Raw genomic sequence first — 17,358 nt, 5'->3', positions numbered from 1 at the left:
TTTAGTATGATCACGCTTACCATTAATGGTAATAAACATGAGTTTTCTGGCGATCCGTCAACGCCAGTATTATGGTATCTCCGAGACGAATTGAATTTAACTGGGCCTAAATTTGGCTGTGGTATGGCACAGTGCGGTGCGTGTACCGTGCATATTGATGGGGTAGCTCAGCGCTCGTGTGTATTGCCTGTAGCGGCAGCAGCAGGGCGTTCAATTACGACAATTGAAGGGCTAAGCGAGCAGGGCGACCATCCAGTGCAACAAGCATGGGTTGAGCATAAAGTACCGCAGTGTGGTTTTTGCCAGTGCGGCCAAATGATGCAAGCTGCAAGCTTATTAGCAGCAAACCCAACCCCAACCGACGATGAAATAGTAAGTAATATGTCGGGAAATATTTGCCGTTGTGGTACATACCCGCGTATTCATAAAGCAATTAAATCAGCTGCTAAAACAATGGCGAGTGTTCAATATTTTGACCCAAATGAACAAGGGGAAGAAGTATGAACCAAGATAACAAATACTTTGATTTAAACCGCCGTAAGTTTTTAAAAACCAGTGCAATAGGTGCATTGGTACTTGGTACTTATTTTGTAGGCAGTGCGCCAAGAGCATTTGCGGGTGTATTAGAGCAGCCATCTGAGCTGGCAAAACGCGCAAACTTATTTATTGCACTGCGCCCAGACGGCATGGTTGAAATAACCTGCCATCGCTCTGAAATGGGTCAGCAAATTCGCACCGCGATTGCACAAATAGTTGCCGATGAAATGGAAGCCGCGTGGGATAAGGTTATTGTTATTCAGGGTAAGGGCGACCCTAAATATGGCGATCAAAATACCGATGGCTCGCGCAGTATTCGCTACAACATGCAGCGCCTGCGTGAAATGGGCGCAAGTGTGCGTTATATGATGCAGCACGCTGCCGCTAAATATTGGAACGTTGACCCGCAGACCTGTACAGCCAATCAACACGTTGTTACACACATCTCAGGTAAATCGCTTACTTATAAAGATTTAATCGACTTAGCGCTTACAATAACGCCACCAGAAGCTGACAAACTAACACTTAAAACACGCAAAGAATGGCGCTACATTAATACTGGCATGGCGCACATAGATTTAGCCGATTTAGTAACAGGTAAAGCTATATTTGCAGCCGATGTACGCGAACCACAAGCGCTGGTGGCTATAATTGAACGCCCGCCAGTGGTAGGCGGTGTTGTTAAGTCATTTGATGCCAGTGCTACAAAAGCGATAAACGGCGTTATAGATGTTATTGAAATACCTGCACCAAAAGGCGCGCCGCAGTTTCAGCCAAAAGGCGGAATTGCGATTATAGCTAAAAACACATGGGCTGCATGGCAAGGGCGTAAAGCATTAAAAGTAGTGTGGGATGATGGCAAAAATGGCGATTACAATTCAAAAGAATTTAAAAAGTCATTACTAAAAACAGTACAAACTCCACAGGCAAACATACGTGATAAAGGCGATGCCATGGGCGTGTTGGCTAAATCGAGCAATAAACTCGTAGCTGATTATTACGCGCCGCATCTTGCTCAAGCACCAATGGAGCCGCCGTGTGCAACAGCTATGTACAACAAAGATAGTGTTGATATATGGGCTGCTACGCAAAATCCACAAGCCGATATGAAAACAGTGGCGGCAATGCTTGGCATGGATGAGAGCAAAATTAATGTTCACGTTACCATGTTAGGAGGCGGCTTTGGGCGTAAGTCAAAACCTGACTTTTCAGCAGAAGCAGCTTACCTTTCAATGAAAGTAGGCAAACCTATTCGTGTGCAATGGACGCGTGAAGACGACATACAACATGGTTTTTACCATGCGGTTTCGGCTCAGCACATTGAAGCATCGCTAGATAAAAATGGCGCAATAGAATCTTATTTACACCGCACCGCATTTTCACCAATTACCTCTACCTTTTCAGAAGGGGCGACTACGCCAGGAAGCTTTGAACTGCGCTTAGGGTTTACCGATAACCCAATTAACACACCTAATATGAAGTTAGAAAACGGTGATGCGCCTGCCAAAGCACGAATTGGTTGGATGCGCTCTGTATCAAATATTTTTCATGCCTTTGCTATTCAGTCATTTATTGGCGAAGCAGCGCACAAAGCCGGTCGCGACCAAAAAGACTATTTACTAGACACTATAGGTCCGAGTCGTATTGTTGATGTAACAGAGCAAAATGCCACATACGATAATTACGGTGGCGATAAAGAGGTTTACCCTTTAGATATTGGCAGACTGCGCCATGTTATTGAAAAAGTAGCTGACATGAGTAAATGGGGGCGAGAGCTTCCTAAAGGGCGAGGTTTAGGCATAGCAGCACACAGAAGCTTTTTAACTTACGTAGCTACGGTAGTTGAAGTAGAAGTGTCGGATGCTGGCGATTTAAACGTAATTAAATCGTGGGTTGCCATTGATGCTGGTACGGTTGTAAACACTGACACCGTTAAAAACCAAACCCAAGGTGGCTCTATTTACGGGATTACAACTGCAATCAGCGATGGTATTACCTTTGATAAAGGCCGCGTGCAGCAAAGTAACTTTCATGATTATCGCGTACCGCGTATGAGCGACTCACCACTTGAAGTTGACGTTGAAATTGTACAAAGCGATGCACCACCAGCAGGGGTAGGCGAGCCATCTACACCAGTTTATGCGCCAGCATTATGTAATGCTATTTTTGCAGCGTGCGGAAAGCGTATTAGGCAGTTACCGATTGGTAACCAATTAAAAGCGTAGCTAAATAACCTACAGCTTAAACAAAAAAACCGCCAAATGGCGGTTTTTTTAGAAGTTAACGATTAATGAGTTTTTTCAAACTCATCAACTTCACGCTCTGCTTCTTCTTTAGATTTACCATACTGCTGCTGAATTTTACCAACTAGCTCTGTACGGCTACCTTCAATTTTGTCTAAATCGTCGTCAGTAAGATCGCCCCATTTTTGTTGAGCCTTACCTTTAAGTTCGTTCCAATTACCTTTCATACGATCGCTGTTCATAAGTTTCTCCTTACTTAGATTTAATTAACGTTCAGTATAAAAGGAGCAAGGCGTGTACCAATAAGTTAAATTTTTATTTTGCATTTATAATCATGGTGTTATGTTTTTATTGAGGCAGTAATGATTAATGTTTTGAGCACATCCTTAAAAAATGTACAGAGCGGTCTGTAATTATTTCTGATTATGTAACCCTTAATTAAATCCTTTATAACCACATAGCTTTAGCGGCGCGTTTATTTTTGGTTTTTGTTACAATGCACACAAAGCAATTTTGGGTAAATAGCTGTGCTGCCGGTTCAAGACATATATCAACAACTCGTTACTACATTACAAAGTAATCCTATTACGTTATTACAAGCACCGCCTGGTGCGGGTAAATCTACGTGGTTGCCGCTACAACTCATGCGTGACGGGCATTTTAAACGTATTGTAATGCTAGAGCCTCGCCGTTTAGCTGCACGTAATATTGCAAGTTACTTAGCAAAGTGCCAAAACGAGAGTGTTGGGCAAAGTGTGGGTTTGCGGATTAGGGGCGAGAGTAAAGTAAGCGCTAATACGCGCCTCGAAATAGTCACCGAAGGCATGTTAACGCGCATGTTGCAAAACGACCCCGAATTAAGCGATATTGATTTACTGATATTTGATGAATTTCATGAGCGTTCAATTGCAGCCGATACCTCACTTGCCTTTGCGCTCGAGACCCAAAGTGCGCTGCGTGAAGATTTAACCATTATGCTTATGTCGGCAACTCTTGATACTGAGCGTTATACAGCGTTTTTTGACTGCCCTGTAATTCAATCAAGCGGTCGCAGCTACCCAATAGACGAAATATACATACCCATAAAAGATGAAAGCCGCTGGCTTGATGCAATTCCTAACATAATAAAACAAGCACTTAATGAGCAAACAGGTAGCGTATTGGTGTTTTTACCTGGGCAGTTTGAGATACTACGCGTGCAACAAGCACTGAGCGATTTACCCAGTAACTGCCAAGTTGCAACGCTATTTGGCGAGCAAGATAAAGCTAATCAGCAAGCTGCTATTGCTCCTGCACCAAACGGCATGCGCAAAGTAGTGCTAACCACCAATGTAGCCGAAACCAGTTTAACTATTGAAGGCATACGCATTGTAATTGACAGCGGCAAGCGCCGTGCAGCCACCTTTAATTTAAAAACAGGGGTTACAGAGCTCACAACACAAAGTATATCGCGCTCATCTGCTGTGCAGCGTGCAGGGCGTGCAGGACGTATAGAGCCGGGCATTGTTTATCGAATTGGCTCAAAGCAAACCTTTGAGCGACGTAATAGCCACGACAATCCCGAAATACTCACATCAGACATAAGCCAGCTCATGCTTGAGGCAAAGCAGTGGGGAGCCAGTATTGATGAGCTAACCTTGCTCGATAAGCCCACTGAGCAGCAATGCGAACAAGCAAGTAACCTGCTTAATATGCTTGAAGCTATTGATAGCAAAGGTAAGCTCACACCGCTTGGCAGTAAAATGTTAGGTTTTGGTGCTGATATTCGTTTGGCGCATATGCTATTAAAAGCACAAATACTTGATGACCAACTCCCTGGTATTTTTAGGCTCGCTATTTATTTAGTGGCATTACTTGAGAGCCGAGTAAATAGCGCAAACGAGTTGAGTTTAGCGCTGCATAGCCAGCAGCAACGTCCGCATCCGGTATTTAAACAACAGTTAAAATATTGGCAAAGCCGCTTAAAAGTAAAAGACGAAAACAGCGAATTAAATACGCATTATATTAGTTTGCTAGTGGCATTGGCATACCCCGATCGCATCGCTAAAAAACGCGGTAATGGTTACCTACTTGCCAATGGTGCAGGTGCTGAGTTAAATGCAGATTACTGGCACAACGACGATTACTTAGCTATAGCAACCATGGGCGGGCACAAAGGCGGGCGTATATTTACAGCCACTGCGCTTAACCCATTTGAGTTACAAGAATTTTTACCGCATTTATTTAGTGAACTTACTCGTTGTGAGTTTGATGAAAAATCAGCGCGCTTTATTCATCAAGATGAAGTAAAGCTCGGGGCTATAACGCTCAGCAGCCAGCCTAGTAAACAAAAACTAGATAAGGGCGAGCGCGCTAAAGCGTGGCTTAACTTATTTGCTAAACACGGTTTTGCATTATTTAACGAGCAACCTGATGCGCAACAATTGCTGATACGTATGAGCCTAGCAAGTAATTTAATGCCCGATAAATTCCCGCAGATAAACGAGCAACAACTTATTCAAAATGCAGCGCAGTGGCTAGGCGTGTTTTTAGAAGATATTAAAACGCTCACGCAGCTTAAAAAGTTTAACTACTTTGAAGCATTACAAAACTGCTTTGATTGGCAACAACAAACCACGTTAAAAGCTTTGTTACCTCTGCGTTTAACGGTGCCCAGTGGCTCAAATATAAAGATAGAGTACCAACTTGATGGCCCCGCAAAGCTAAGCGTGCGTATGCAAGAAGTTTATGGCTTGACCAGTACGCCTATGCTTGCCAACGGTAAATTGCCATTGCTTATGGAGCTGCTATCGCCAGGTAAACGTTCATTGCAACTTACTCAAGATTTAGCCCACTTTTGGGCTAGCAGTTACCGCGATGTGCAAAAGGAAATGAAAGGCCGCTATCCTAAACATTTTTGGCCAGACGACCCTGCCAACAGCGTTGCAACAAATAGAGTAAAGAGCAAAATGTAGGTGTTAATTTACTTAAAACTGATTTTGTTTGATTATTGAACTTACTAAGGTAATGTACCTATAAAATATTTTTAGCTACAGGGAATAGTCAATGAGGTTACTTTTAACATTAGGTTTGGCTTTAGTAACTGCTTTTTCGGCGTATGCTGAAAAGCCACTCGACTTAAATGCGTTTGCGCAGCAGTATTATAAAACAATGACCGCCACACAAGCACCTAACGCAGGTGCTAAAGAGCTTGAGGCTTACCTTGCATTGTTAACCGATGATATTGGCAATCAGCACATTCCGTATCAACCGGATGACTCACGTATTCCTGATGGTAAAAAGCAGATGCGCAAAGGTATGAGTTTTTACTTAGGTGCACACACGTTGTTTGAAAGCACACTGCTTAATACATTTGTGTTTAACAATACGGGCTTTGCTATTCGTTATAAGAGTTATGCAAAGGGCATTCACCCGCAAAGTAAGCAGCCAATAGAATACACCTCCACAATGATGGAAGTAATAGAAGTTGAAAACGGTAAAGTGGCGATGATCCGCAAGTATCACGAATAACAAATAAGGATATATATGAAACATTTACTTATCGCATTATCAATATTAATGCTTAGTGCATGCGCTAGTACAAAAAGTGATTTTAGATTTGATGGTTCTACACCTGAGTCAACTCAGGCCGGAGTTAATAAAGTTTTAAAGACATTAAAATCTCAAGATTTAATGCGCTTTATAGGCGCCTTAATTACAATTCAATTTTCTGATGTGCAAAGCGCAGAAGATGTTTTAGGCGACCCAACCATGATGAATGAAATGAATTACTTTATTATTGGTAAAAAAATTGATGGCTTAAATTATTATGAAGTACTGGAACTTGCGAGTACATCTTCATCGAAAGTGGAAGTTTCGGTAGCGAAATAGTTCCAGCTTTTTGTATTACATTAAATGTGTAATACCAATTCGCAATAATACTTAATCATTTTGCAGGGCTAAACGTGTCGCTACCTGCGTTAAAAAATGCTCATTTAGAACAACTAAATAGCGAATTTTTTGCCTAGCTATCAACACGTTTTTCTGCCCTCAAAATAGACCACTTAATTAAGCGAATTGGTATGATTTTATGTCTATATTAAATATATTATTGAAAGTGCTAAAGTTTTAACGCTATAAAACTTAATAGTAAGCTTTGTTTATTCCTGCTCATGAATTTATACTACGCTTTAGTAAGAAGCTAATTATTTATAATTTAGATGCAGAAGTCTAAAACATAAAACGTAAGCTACTTTGACTTAATTCTACACGATTAGATAGAGACTATGACATTAAGATTTTTTGTAATAATAGGTACTTTAATTTTAATGTGCTTTGTAACAAGTTTATTAGTTGGGTATCGCTATTTTTTTAGCCTGCCGACTATAAACACTAGTATTGAAGATTATCAAAATCGTGAATTACTGAGTCTTAAAATTGCGCTTGATAAAGAGTTTATATTTTTAGAAACACTCAATTATGACTACGCCGTATGGGATGATACCTATAATTATATGGCAGATTTTGACGCAGAATATGTAGATTCAAACTTTGTAGGGGATACCTTCTATTCTCTCAAAATTGATGGTGTGTTTATCTACGATGTAAACTTTAATATGGTGTACGGACAAGCGTATGATTATATGAAGCATACGGAGTTTGATGCGCCTGATTTAGATTTACAGGTTAATAAATTAAACCGCGCAATTATTCCTAATCCAAAAGCTGCTAATGACGACAATAGTTTAAGCCATTCTGGTTTTTTACAAACAGCGGGCGGCCCTGTTATGTTTGCATCGCATGTAATAAAGCGAACAGATAAAACAGGTGAGCCTGTTGGTAGTATTGTTTTTATAAAAAAAGTAAGACCGTCGTTGATCAAATCCTTAGCGGAAATTGCACAAGTGGAGCTTAGCTATACACAAATAGCACACGGTAGTTCTTTAAACGATATTGCGACGCTTAAAGGGAGCCTCCAAGAAGAGGACATTGCCACTCAAAGGAAGAGGGTGATTCTAGATGTAAATGGTAAGCCATTGCTTGCTTTGAACATTAAGCACCATCACCAAACACTGCCAGTTTTATTTGATCATTATTTAAAGCTTATTTTGTTAATGTTTTTTGTAATGTCATTATTAGGTTTTTATATTGTAAATCGTTATTTTATTGAACCGCTTATTAGTGGTGCGTCCGCTATTAATTCAATGTTGGTTAAAAACGATTTACAGCCTTTGAGGTTCACTAATCAATTTTTAGAAATGCGCGTTTTAATTAGCGGTTTTAATGCGTTAATTAAACAAGTAAAAGAGCAAAATTCTAAGCTCGAAAAAATAAGTAAAATTGATGGGTTAACCCAAATTTACAACAGGCGTGCCTTTGATGAAATTATAGCGGCTCAGTGGGAGCAGGCTCAACAGCAACAAAATGCCTTTGGAGTAATATTACTTGATGTAGATCACTTTAAAAATTATAACGATTTTTATGGTCACCAAGGCGGAGACAACGCTTTACAGCTCCTAGCTGGTAAATTACAAAAAATGGCAAAGCAAAACACAGGAACAGTTGCGCGCTATGGCGGCGAAGAGTTCATATTATTCTTTAAAGAGCTTTCTTATGAAGAGTTTGTAAATATATCTCAGCAATTGCTTTTGGCGGTTCGGGAGTTAAATTTACCTCATGAAGCGTCGCCTGTACGTAAATATTTAACAATTAGTGCTGGGTGTGTATTTGCTACAAAAGAAACCTTAAGTGGTAATAATGTGTCTATTCAATCACTAATTAAAGAAGCCGACATAATGCTCTACGAAGCGAAAAACTCAGGTAGAGATAAAACATCAATCAAATCTATATAATTTAAGTCAATTATTAAAGATGCATCAGCTGTTTTTTATTATTAAACGCTCAAACCTCTTTCCCGCCATGGCTATGTGCAAGGTCATCAAGTTCGGCGCAAGTGTAATCAAAACCACTTTCGTCGTATTCGTATGTCACTTTTACACTATCGCCGCCATTAAAAAGTCGTGTTTTTACATCGTTAACCGGCCAGTCTTTGAGCTCGTGTAAAAACCGGTTAGCAACTTGTGATGATTCAAAACAATAGCGAATTTCTGTTTTCATAAATAATAAAGCTCTGGCTGTTTACCCCAGCTGCTAGCGCATTATTAATGGGGCGTTCATGATTCGGTTACAAAAAATAAAGAGTTAAATTGTAAATTTTGTGTTTCAATAAATGCATTAAACTCGGTACACACTAACGTACTTTAATTAACAAATGATGACGACTTTACATGCATTATAAATTTGCTCTTATCGCAAGCTCGGTTTTTATACTATGCGCTTGCGGTGGTTCAGGCTCCGATGATACGCCAACCGTTAACGGAAATAAAATCCCCATTTTGTCAGTCGCTGATATTCCTAGTGAATTAAGTAAGGGGCAAACAATTGAGCTAACAGCAACAGCCAGTGATAAAGACGGCACTATTACATCTGTTGTATGGCAACAAACGCAAGGGCCTGAACTAATTAGTGGGCCTTTAGAGGCATCAACTACTTCAGTAACACTGCTAAATGCGCAAAGTTATAAGCCTGTTGATTACGCTTTTTCGGTCACAGCAACCGATAACGAAGGGGCAAGCAGTGTAAAAACGCTAAGCTTTACTGCACGTAATAATATGGATGACATTAGCGCCGCACGGTTACTACACCAAGCAACAATGGGACCTAAGCTTAGTGAAATACAAAACGCACAAGGATTAAGCGAGCAGCAATGGCTTGATAAGCAAATAGCGCTACCTATTAATTATCACCGTGATTATTTAGTAAAGTTAAATGACGATGACGACTTTAAATACATAAGCCGCATAGACGCATGGTGGAAGGCAGTAATGCAAAGTGACGATCAACTTCGTCAACGTGTTGCATTTGCGTTAAGTGAAATATTAGTAGTGTCGGATGAAAACAGTGCCTTAAGAGGGCAACCTGAGGGCATGATCACTTATTACGATTTGCTACTAAAGCATGCCTTTGGTAATTATCGTGACTTACTCGAAGATGTCACGCTTTCGCCTATTATGGGAACTTACTTAAGCCATTTGGCTAACGAAAAAGCAGACGATGCACTTAATATTCGCCCAGACGAAAATTACGCACGTGAAGTAATGCAGTTATTTACTATTGGCCTTGAAGAGCTAAACCTAGACGGCAGCGCTAAGCTTGATGCACAAGGTAATACTATTGCTACTTACGGACAGGTCGAAATAGAGGGTTTTGCACGCGTATTTACTGGTTGGACGTTTGCCGATAGTGAAACATTTAAGCGTAAAAGTCGTGACTATATTAAGCCAATGGAAGCATTTGACGAGTATCATTCTAGTAAACAAAAAACCTTACTAAATGGCGAGGTTATACCACAAGGTTATACAGCAGAAGAGTCATTGCAAATAGCGCTCGATAATTTATTTAACCATCAAAATGTTGCGCCATTTATTACTAAGCAACTTATTCAGCGATTAATTACGTCAAATCCAACCCCCCAATACGTTGAACGAGTAGCTAATATATTTATTGATAATGGCGCCGGTGTACGCGGCGATTTAGCGGCTGTAGTAAAGGCTATATATTTAGATGATGAAGCTCGCCACTTTGGCTCAGTGCTTAACTATCAAGGTAAAATTAAAGAGCCTATTTTAAAAACCGTACAGTTTTGGCGAAATCTCGATGCTAAATCTTTGGCTGGTTACTATAAAACATGGAATTTAATAAATAGCTACGGGCAAGGACCCATGCAGTCGGCTTCGGTATTTAACTTTTTTAGGCCTGATTATCAAACCGCAGCTTTGCGAAATGAAGGTATTGTTGCGCCAGAGTTGCAAATAGCAAACGATGCAACACTGATTGGCACCATGAATGCGCTTTACGCAAGTTTAGTGTGGAGTACCGCTGAAGCACACAGTGATTTAAATTCAAATGGTATTTATGTTTATATTCAAGACGACATGAATGTTTTAGAGAAAAACGGTGTTAACGCGCTATTAACTCAGTACAACACGCTATATTTTGCAGGCGCAATGAGCAGTGACACACGCCAAGCATTACTTGATTTAGATGCCTACTTTAATGAAGAGCAATACCGTGAACGGGTTTCGTATTTATTATATATGATTGCTATTTCACCTGAATTCAACGTGCAGTATTAGGAGCGCATAATGAGCATTAATAGAAGAGAGTTTTTGTCGTTATGTGTAAAAGGCAGCGTATCGGCTGCCGCGTTAACGAGCCTGCAATTACAAGCATTAACTGGAGCGACTAATGCTGTTGAGCTAGGTGATTACAAAGCATTAGTGTGTGTGTATTTATACGGGGGGAATGATTCGTTAAATATGCTCGTTCCGCTTGAAGGCGAGCAACGGAGTTTGTATGAGCAAAGCAGGCAAAACCTAGCGGTAGAGAGCCCACTTGAGCTAAGCATTAAAAGCCAGTTTGCCGGTGGAGTCGGTATTCATCCTTCACTTGAACCTATACAAAATGTATTTGAATCCCAAAATTTAGCATTTATAGGTGGGGTAGGTACTTTACTCGCTCCCACAACATTGAATGACTATAAAAATAAAACAATAGGTTTGCCTAAGCATTTGTTTTCGCATAACGATCAGCAAGCTGCGTGGATGTATGGTCGAGAAAAGCAATCACTTAATAGCGGGTGGGGCGCACGACTTTTAGATCGTTTAGAGTTACAAGATGAGTTTGCAGCTAATGTATCACTCGACGGTACTAATTTATGGCAAACGGGAAGTGCTAGCAATGCATTTGCGCTTAACAAAAGCGGCATTAGTAGTATTAACGCGTTTGGAGGGTATCAACCTCGTAGCGAGCACGTAACCGCTATTATGAACCGCTTACTAGGCAATACGAGCCATCCGTTAAGTACAGCTTATGCCAATGGCTTAACAAGTGCGATAAATAACACTCAAGCAATGAACAGCGCGTTAGAAAGCGCGCCTGCACTTATTACCCCATTTAGCGATAATAGCCTTAGTGAGCAACTTGCCGCCGTTGCTAAAACAATTAGCGTACAGGCAAAATTGAGTACTCAACGCCAAGTGTTTTTTGTTTCTATGGGGGGGTATGATACCCACGACAACCAATTAACAACGCACCCTGCTTTATTAAATACGTTAGCTCAAGGGTTAAGTGAATTTGATAGTGCGATGAAAGAGCTTGATATGGCTGATAAAGTGACTACGTTTACTATGTCTGATTTTGGTCGCACGTTGACCTCAAATGGCGATGGCACTGACCATGGTTGGGCAGGAAACCAAATAGTAATGGGCGGCGCAGTAAAAGGCGGCAATATATATGGCGAGCTATTAACTCAACATTTGGATGGCCCACAAGATACCGGTGGCGGGCGTTTAATTCCAAGTGTTGCTAATGAGCAGTACTTTGCCACACTGGCTCAGTGGTTTGGTGTGCCAAGCTCTGAGCTTGTTGATATTTTTCCAAACTTGAGTAACTTTGATCACACAACATTGGACTTTTTTGTGTAATTAGTCGCTAATAGTAATCTAAAAGCACTTGTTAGTAGTATAAGCTACTGGTTAATAGTGCTTAATTGTTTTAATAATAAAAATCACACAATATAGGAATCATAAAATGAAAGTTTTAGTGAGCTTAGTTAGTCTAATCGCCTTTTTACTCGTCATACTGCCAGGGCCTTTGTATAAATTTGGTATTGTAGAGCTAGGAACTGCGTTTGCTGGTTTTAAATTTGGTGTTTACGCTGGTGGCGCTGCATTGGTGCTACTTATAGTACAAGCGTTATTTATGCGTAAAACGTTAACGCTAAGCAGTGGTGTTATTGCGCTTGTGTTTTCGGTTGTGGCTATTGCTATGCCACTTAATATGATGAACAAAGCTAAAAGCGTACCGGCAATTCATGATATTTCAACAGATTTAGTTAACCCACCAAAATTTGTAGCAATTGCGCCACTACGTGCTGAAGCACCAAATCCAGTAGAGTACGCGGGTGAAGAAACGGCAGTACAGCAACGCAAAGCATACCCTGAACTGGCAACGTTAAGCTTTGCACAATCTAAAGCCGATTTGATGGCAGCAAGCGAACAAGCAGTTAAAAATCTTGGTTTTGCAGTAGTAAGTGCAAACACGGCTACAGGTATTGTAGAAGCTACTGATACAACAACATGGTTTGGTTTTAAAGACGATGTGGTAATTCGTATTAAAGATGAAGGCAGCCAACGTTTTGTTGATATTCGTAGTAAGTCGCGAGTAGGGCGTAGTGATTTAGGGAAAAATGCAGAGCGCATTCATTCAATTATTAATGAACTAAACAGCTTACTTGCAAAATAATTAAATTTAGCGCCCTAGTACTAATGATTGAGCCCAAACACTGTTTGGGCTTTTTTTGTGCCTATTTTATATTGTCAGGTTCTATTCACGGGCTATGGACTATGCTGTTGATGATTTAAATTTTTAACCACTATGGAGTTATTATGAAAACAGTAGGATATGCAGCAAAAAGCCAAGGTTCTGAACTTACAGAATTTTCTTTTGAGCGCCGCGATTTACGAAATAACGATGTAGAAATTGAAATTTTATACTGTGGTGTGTGCCATTCAGATTTACACGCCGTACGAAATGATTGGGGTGGCAGTGACTACCCGCTAGTACCAGGGCACGAAATTGTTGGTAAAGTTATGTCGGTAGGTAGCGACGTTAAAAAATATAAGCAAGGCGACACGGTTGCTGTTGGTTGTATGGTTGATTCGTGCCAAAGTTGCGATCAATGTGATAACGACGAAGAACAATTTTGCCGCGAAGGCATGGTTGGTACTTACGCAGGCAAAGACCGCGTTAGTGGTGAAATGACCCAAGGTGGATATTCTAAACATGTTGTTGTACGCGAAGAATTTGTACTTTCTGTACCAGAAAATTTAGACCTTTCACGCGTTGCACCGCTACTTTGTGCAGGTATTACTACGTATTCGCCACTTCATAAGTGGGGCGTAAAAAAAGGTAGCCGTGTTGGTGTTGTTGGTCTAGGTGGGCTTGGTCACATGGCCGTTAAAAATGCAGTTGCAATGGGCGCAAGCGTTACGGTAATTGGCCGTAGTGAGTCTAAAAAAGATGATGCGGTTAAATTGGGTGCTCAGCACTATTTAGTGTCATCTAATGATGACGAAATGAAAGACTCGCAATCAGCCTTTGACGTCATTATAGATACAGTTCCTGTAAAACATGATTTATCTATTTACACACCGCTACTTGATGTAGATGGTACATTAGTTATTGTTGGCCAAGTTGGTCCAGTGGATGAGCTAAGCACGGTGCCACTGTTAATGGGTCGCCGTCGTATTGCAGGCTCACTTATTGGTGGTATTGCACAGACGCAACAAATGCTCGACTTTTGTGGTGAAAATAACGTGCTACCTGAGTGCGAAATGATCAACATTGACGAAATTAACACGGCATACGAGCGTATGGAAAAATCTGACGTACGATACCGCTTTGTTATTGATATGGCATCGTTAAACGCTTAATTTACTAGGTAAATTAAAAATAAAAGAGCCGCTAATTAGCGGCTCTTTTTGTATTTTAAATTAACTCGAACTCAGTTAATTAGTAGCTTGCGCTGTTGGTTGCTGTTTGTTTAGTTGTAAGTAACTTAATAGCCACATACCCAAACCACCTAAAAACAATGCAGCTGCTACGTAACCTGTTTGATTAGGTGCGGCACCTTGCGCTATTGCAATTCCGCCAACCCAAGGACCTATAGCATTAGCAGTATTAAATGCGCACTGTACTAAGGCACCAATCATAGCGTGGCCTTCGGGCGCAACGTCCATTAAAAGCGTTTGAATCAGCGTAGCCAAGCCCACACTGCAACCAATAAAGAAGATCACCGCGTAAAGAGCCCAAATATTATGGCTTGCAGTTACATAAGCAAAGGCAAATACAATAGTACATACAAGCGCAAGGCCAGTCGTTTTAATTGCTGATTTATCGGCAGCTTTACCCAGTACATAGTTACCGAGTGTACAACCGATACCAAACATTACCATTGCGATAGAAATAGTATACGGGGCTGTTTTTGTTACCACTAATATGGTGTCGGCAATGTAAGTATAAATACAAAACACCCCGCCAAAGCCAATAATTACAATACCCAAAATAGACCAAACCAGTTTATTTTTAAGTACGCCAAACTCGTTTAGTAAGTTAGAAGGCTTAGCGTTATCGATATTAGGCACTACTTTATAAACAAAAACAAAAGCAATAAAGGCCAGTACTGCAGCGCCAGCTAAACAATAACGCCAACTTAAATTTTGACCTACAAGTGTAACTATAGGCACGCCAACAATAGTAGCCACAGTTAAACCCATAAACACCTTAGACATAAAGCTAGCACGCTTACCTTTTGGAGCAATATCTGATGCTAATAAAATAGCAGCACCAAAATATGCACCATGAGGTAAGCCACTTAAAAATCTAAATATTACAAGCTGCTCAAGCGATGTTGCCATCGCGCTTAACCCGTTTGAGATAAACATTAAGCTTATAAAAATGAGCAATGCTTTGCGCTTTCTCATATTAGCAGTGGTAAGCATTAAAATAGGCGCACCCACTACAACACCAATGGCGTAAGCACTAATTGCATAACCACTTTGTGAGGGCGTTGAGCCAAATGTTTCGCTAATTAGTGGCAGCATAGGCATCATCGAAAACTCAGATAATCCTAAAATAAATGTGCCAAGTGCTAATACGAGTAAAATAGCGGTTCTGTTAAGTTGACTAGATGCCGACGTTACATCTGATGTCATAGATGATCCCTTAAGATTTAATTTTAAAAGTGAAACAGCACAATAAATTCTGAATAGAAAATATTATATGTATGCTTAAATTTTGGTGTGAGAGGGTAGTCTGTGAGAGTGCTATTTTAAGTTAAAAAAAGTACAGAGTCATGCATAAATTAGTGTTTTTGTTAGGTTTTTAAAATGTTAATTAGAAGAAAATACTACTTAAAATTTATAAAATAAAAAAACTATTTATAAAGCATGCATCTATAAGGTGTTAAATATTCGCCGAAAGGTTATTTAGAGCTTATATTTACAGTATAGTTACATATTTGTTTAACGTTATTCTGCTAATGTTTTTACTAATTTACTCCTTAAGGTTTTTTATATGTTTGGTATTTCCCAAAAGAACGCAAAAATTGAAGAACTGGAACTTCAATTAATTCAAAAAGAGTCTATCTTGTCTGCAATTAACAAGCATGTGGCTTATATTGAATTTACACCTGAAGGAATAATATTAGACGCAAACCAATTGTTTTTAACAACAATTGGATACACAAAAGAGCAAATAATTGGTAAGCATCATCGCATGTTTTGCGAGCCTGAATATGCAAAGTCAGACAAATATAGCCAATTTTGGCAAGCATTAAAAACCGGAGATTCTAAATCAGGATCGTTTTTAAGATACAAAGCTAATGGCGATAAGCTTTGGCTTGAGGCAACTTACTTTCCTGTAGAAGAGCATGGCGTAGTCACTAAAGTGATTAAAATAGCCTCTGATATTACGACTAGTTATATACAACGAAAGGCACAAGAAGCGATAGCTAGTGCACTCGATAAAGCATTGGCTACAATAGAGTTTACCCCACAAGGTAATATTTTAAGCGCAAATCAAAACTTTTTAGCAACAGTAGGCTACAGCTTAAAAGATATTGTAGGTAAACATCATAAAATGTTTTGTACTGAAGTGTTTTATGAGAAAAACCCACATTTTTGGAATGAATTAGCGCAGGGGCAGTTTAAGTCAGGAAAATTTAAACGTATTGCCGCCGACGGTTCAGAAATTTGGCTAGAAGCTACTTATAACCCAATATTAGATAGCAAAGGTAATGTAATTAAAATAATTAAGTTTGCATCAAATATTACTGATCGTATACACAATAATAATGCAGTGACTGAAGCCGCTGCAATCGCGTATGAATCGGCGGTAGCTACAGCGCAAACAGCTAAAAAAGGTTCTGAAATATTACAAAGTTCTGTTGCAAACTCCGATGCCATTGTAAGCCAAGTTCTTAAGTCAGTTGATTTAATTAAAAACCTTAATGAACAATCAGCTGTAATAGGCTCCATTGTTTCTACAATTAGCAGCATTGCTGACCAAACTAATTTACTTGCACTCAATGCTGCAATTGAAGCTGCACGTGCTGGTGAATACGGTCGAGGTTTTGCCGTAGTAGCTGACGAAGTAAGGCAACTTGCAGCCAGCACGAGTAGTTCAACTAATGAAATAGCGACCGTTGTTAAAAATAACCAAGAGCTTACTAATGATATATCAAGGCAAATTACGTCGGTTTCAGACTCTTCAGAGCAAGGCCGAGAGCTTATTGCGAATGTATCTGAGGTTATTAAAGAGATTGAGCGAGGGGCTGATATTGTTTCTCAAACAGTCGCTGAGTTAAATACTTAATTTATTATATGGCCTTTTAAATTAAACACACCTAACAACATTTTAAATTGATAAAGTGCGACAATATGTCGCGCTTTTGCTTTTGCAGTTCACACTATAATTA

Annotated in this window: 14 protein-coding genes; 11 read left to right on the top strand and 3 right to left on the bottom strand. The window is 40.0% G+C overall.

Going from position 1 to position 17,358, the window contains the following annotated elements; translation table 11 throughout:
* Nucleotides 1-6 precede the first annotated feature (6 nt).
* Both JG479_RS12000 and JG479_RS11995 read left to right on the top strand, forming a co-directional pair.
* A complete protein-coding gene (locus JG479_RS12000) occupies nt 7-504 on the top strand; it encodes a (2Fe-2S)-binding protein (RefSeq protein WP_007376163.1) in 498 nt (165 codons plus the stop codon).
* On the top strand, nt 501-2,762 hold the full coding sequence (locus tag JG479_RS11995) for a xanthine dehydrogenase family protein molybdopterin-binding subunit (RefSeq protein WP_200219398.1): 2,262 nt from the start codon (nt 501-503) through the stop codon (nt 2,760-2,762). Before JG479_RS12000 ends, JG479_RS11995 begins: the two co-directional genes overlap by 4 nt.
* Nucleotides 2,763-2,824: 62 nt before the next feature.
* On the opposite strand, the gene JG479_RS11990 is transcribed toward JG479_RS11995, so the two are convergent.
* Nucleotides 2,825-3,022 (bottom strand): CsbD family protein, encoded by a 198-nt coding sequence (locus tag JG479_RS11990; protein ID WP_002958133.1) that lies wholly within the window; start codon nt 3,020-3,022, stop codon nt 2,825-2,827.
* 285 nt (nt 3,023-3,307) lie between these two features.
* Between JG479_RS11990 and hrpB the strand changes: the two genes are divergently transcribed.
* The 4 genes from hrpB to JG479_RS11970 all read left to right on the top strand — a co-directional run bounded on the left by hrpB (nt 3,308) and on the right by JG479_RS11970 (nt 8,611).
* Complete coding sequence (gene hrpB, locus JG479_RS11985) at nt 3,308-5,734, top strand: ATP-dependent helicase HrpB (protein ID WP_200219397.1); 2,427 nt, start codon at nt 3,308-3,310, stop codon at nt 5,732-5,734.
* A 91-nt stretch (nt 5,735-5,825) separates the two neighbouring features.
* Complete coding sequence (locus JG479_RS11980) at nt 5,826-6,290, top strand: nuclear transport factor 2 family protein (protein ID WP_200219396.1); 465 nt, start codon at nt 5,826-5,828, stop codon at nt 6,288-6,290.
* A gap of 15 nt (nt 6,291-6,305) precedes the next feature.
* Nucleotides 6,306-6,650 (top strand): hypothetical protein, encoded by a 345-nt coding sequence (locus tag JG479_RS11975; RefSeq protein WP_200219395.1) that lies wholly within the window; start codon nt 6,306-6,308, stop codon nt 6,648-6,650.
* Between the two features lie 395 nt (nt 6,651-7,045).
* Nucleotides 7,046-8,611: a diguanylate cyclase domain-containing protein gene (locus JG479_RS11970; RefSeq protein WP_234047856.1), complete on the top strand. Its 1,566-nt coding sequence runs from the start codon at nt 7,046-7,048 to the stop codon at nt 8,609-8,611.
* A 49-nt stretch (nt 8,612-8,660) separates the two neighbouring features.
* Here JG479_RS11970 and JG479_RS11965 read toward each other — a convergent pair whose 3' ends face one another.
* Nucleotides 8,661-8,876, bottom strand: a complete 216-nt coding sequence (locus JG479_RS11965) for a hypothetical protein (RefSeq protein WP_138489496.1) — start codon at nt 8,874-8,876, stop codon at nt 8,661-8,663.
* Between the two features lie 170 nt (nt 8,877-9,046).
* On the opposite strand from JG479_RS11965, the gene JG479_RS11960 reads away from it, so the two are divergent.
* From JG479_RS11960 to JG479_RS11945, 4 genes are all read left to right on the top strand, one after another.
* A complete protein-coding gene (locus tag JG479_RS11960) occupies nt 9,047-10,954 on the top strand; it encodes a DUF1800 domain-containing protein (RefSeq protein WP_200219394.1) in 1,908 nt (635 codons plus the stop codon).
* A gap of 9 nt (nt 10,955-10,963) precedes the next feature.
* Nucleotides 10,964-12,304: a DUF1501 domain-containing protein gene (locus JG479_RS11955; protein ID WP_149603047.1), complete on the top strand. Its 1,341-nt coding sequence runs from the start codon at nt 10,964-10,966 to the stop codon at nt 12,302-12,304.
* Between the two features lie 106 nt (nt 12,305-12,410).
* On the top strand, nt 12,411-13,124 hold the full coding sequence (locus JG479_RS11950) for a DUF1499 domain-containing protein (RefSeq protein ID WP_024596009.1): 714 nt from the start codon (nt 12,411-12,413) through the stop codon (nt 13,122-13,124).
* Between the two features lie 143 nt (nt 13,125-13,267).
* Nucleotides 13,268-14,314, top strand: a complete 1,047-nt coding sequence (locus tag JG479_RS11945; RefSeq protein WP_002958143.1) for an NAD(P)-dependent alcohol dehydrogenase — start codon at nt 13,268-13,270, stop codon at nt 14,312-14,314.
* Nucleotides 14,315-14,389: 75 nt separating this feature from the next.
* On the opposite strand, the gene JG479_RS11940 is transcribed toward JG479_RS11945, so the two are convergent.
* Entirely contained in the window at nt 14,390-15,595 is a 1,206-nt protein-coding gene (locus JG479_RS11940) for an MFS transporter (RefSeq protein ID WP_154903362.1), read from the bottom strand.
* A gap of 361 nt (nt 15,596-15,956) precedes the next feature.
* Between JG479_RS11940 and JG479_RS11935 the strand changes: the two genes are divergently transcribed.
* Nucleotides 15,957-17,255, top strand: a complete 1,299-nt coding sequence (locus JG479_RS11935) for a methyl-accepting chemotaxis protein (protein ID WP_200219392.1) — start codon at nt 15,957-15,959, stop codon at nt 17,253-17,255.
* The last annotated feature ends 103 nt before the right edge of the window (nt 17,256-17,358 follow it).

The organism is Pseudoalteromonas sp. LC2018020214 (assembly GCF_016598755.1).
In the GTDB taxonomy this organism is placed as follows: Bacteria; Pseudomonadota; Gammaproteobacteria; order Enterobacterales; family Alteromonadaceae; genus Pseudoalteromonas; species Pseudoalteromonas distincta.
The sequence above is the reverse complement of the archived record's forward strand: the minus strand, read 5'-3'. Positions and strand labels throughout refer to the sequence as shown.

What these genes read in the sequence shown, in the direction of transcription:
- JG479_RS12000 (WP_007376163.1), top strand. Translation starts at nt 7, where the DNA reads ATGATCACGCTTACCATTAATGGTAATAAACATGAGTTTTCTGGCGAT.
- JG479_RS11995 (WP_200219398.1), top strand. Translation starts at nt 501, where the DNA reads ATGAACCAAGATAACAAATACTTTGATTTAAACCGCCGTAAGTTTTTA.
- JG479_RS11990 (WP_002958133.1), bottom strand. Translation starts at nt 3,022, where the DNA reads ATGAACAGCGATCGTATGAAAGGTAATTGGAACGAACTTAAAGGTAAG.
- JG479_RS11980 (WP_200219396.1), top strand. Translation starts at nt 5,826, where the DNA reads ATGAGGTTACTTTTAACATTAGGTTTGGCTTTAGTAACTGCTTTTTCG.
- JG479_RS11975 (WP_200219395.1), top strand. Translation starts at nt 6,306, where the DNA reads ATGAAACATTTACTTATCGCATTATCAATATTAATGCTTAGTGCATGC.
- JG479_RS11970 (WP_234047856.1), top strand. Translation starts at nt 7,046, where the DNA reads ATGACATTAAGATTTTTTGTAATAATAGGTACTTTAATTTTAATGTGC.
- JG479_RS11965 (WP_138489496.1), bottom strand. Translation starts at nt 8,876, where the DNA reads ATGAAAACAGAAATTCGCTATTGTTTTGAATCATCACAAGTTGCTAAC.
- JG479_RS11960 (WP_200219394.1), top strand. Translation starts at nt 9,047, where the DNA reads ATGCATTATAAATTTGCTCTTATCGCAAGCTCGGTTTTTATACTATGC.
- JG479_RS11955 (WP_149603047.1), top strand. Translation starts at nt 10,964, where the DNA reads ATGAGCATTAATAGAAGAGAGTTTTTGTCGTTATGTGTAAAAGGCAGC.
- JG479_RS11950 (WP_024596009.1), top strand. Translation starts at nt 12,411, where the DNA reads ATGAAAGTTTTAGTGAGCTTAGTTAGTCTAATCGCCTTTTTACTCGTC.
- JG479_RS11945 (WP_002958143.1), top strand. Translation starts at nt 13,268, where the DNA reads ATGAAAACAGTAGGATATGCAGCAAAAAGCCAAGGTTCTGAACTTACA.
- JG479_RS11940 (WP_154903362.1), bottom strand. Translation starts at nt 15,595, where the DNA reads ATGACATCAGATGTAACGTCGGCATCTAGTCAACTTAACAGAACCGCT.
- JG479_RS11935 (WP_200219392.1), top strand. Translation starts at nt 15,957, where the DNA reads ATGTTTGGTATTTCCCAAAAGAACGCAAAAATTGAAGAACTGGAACTT.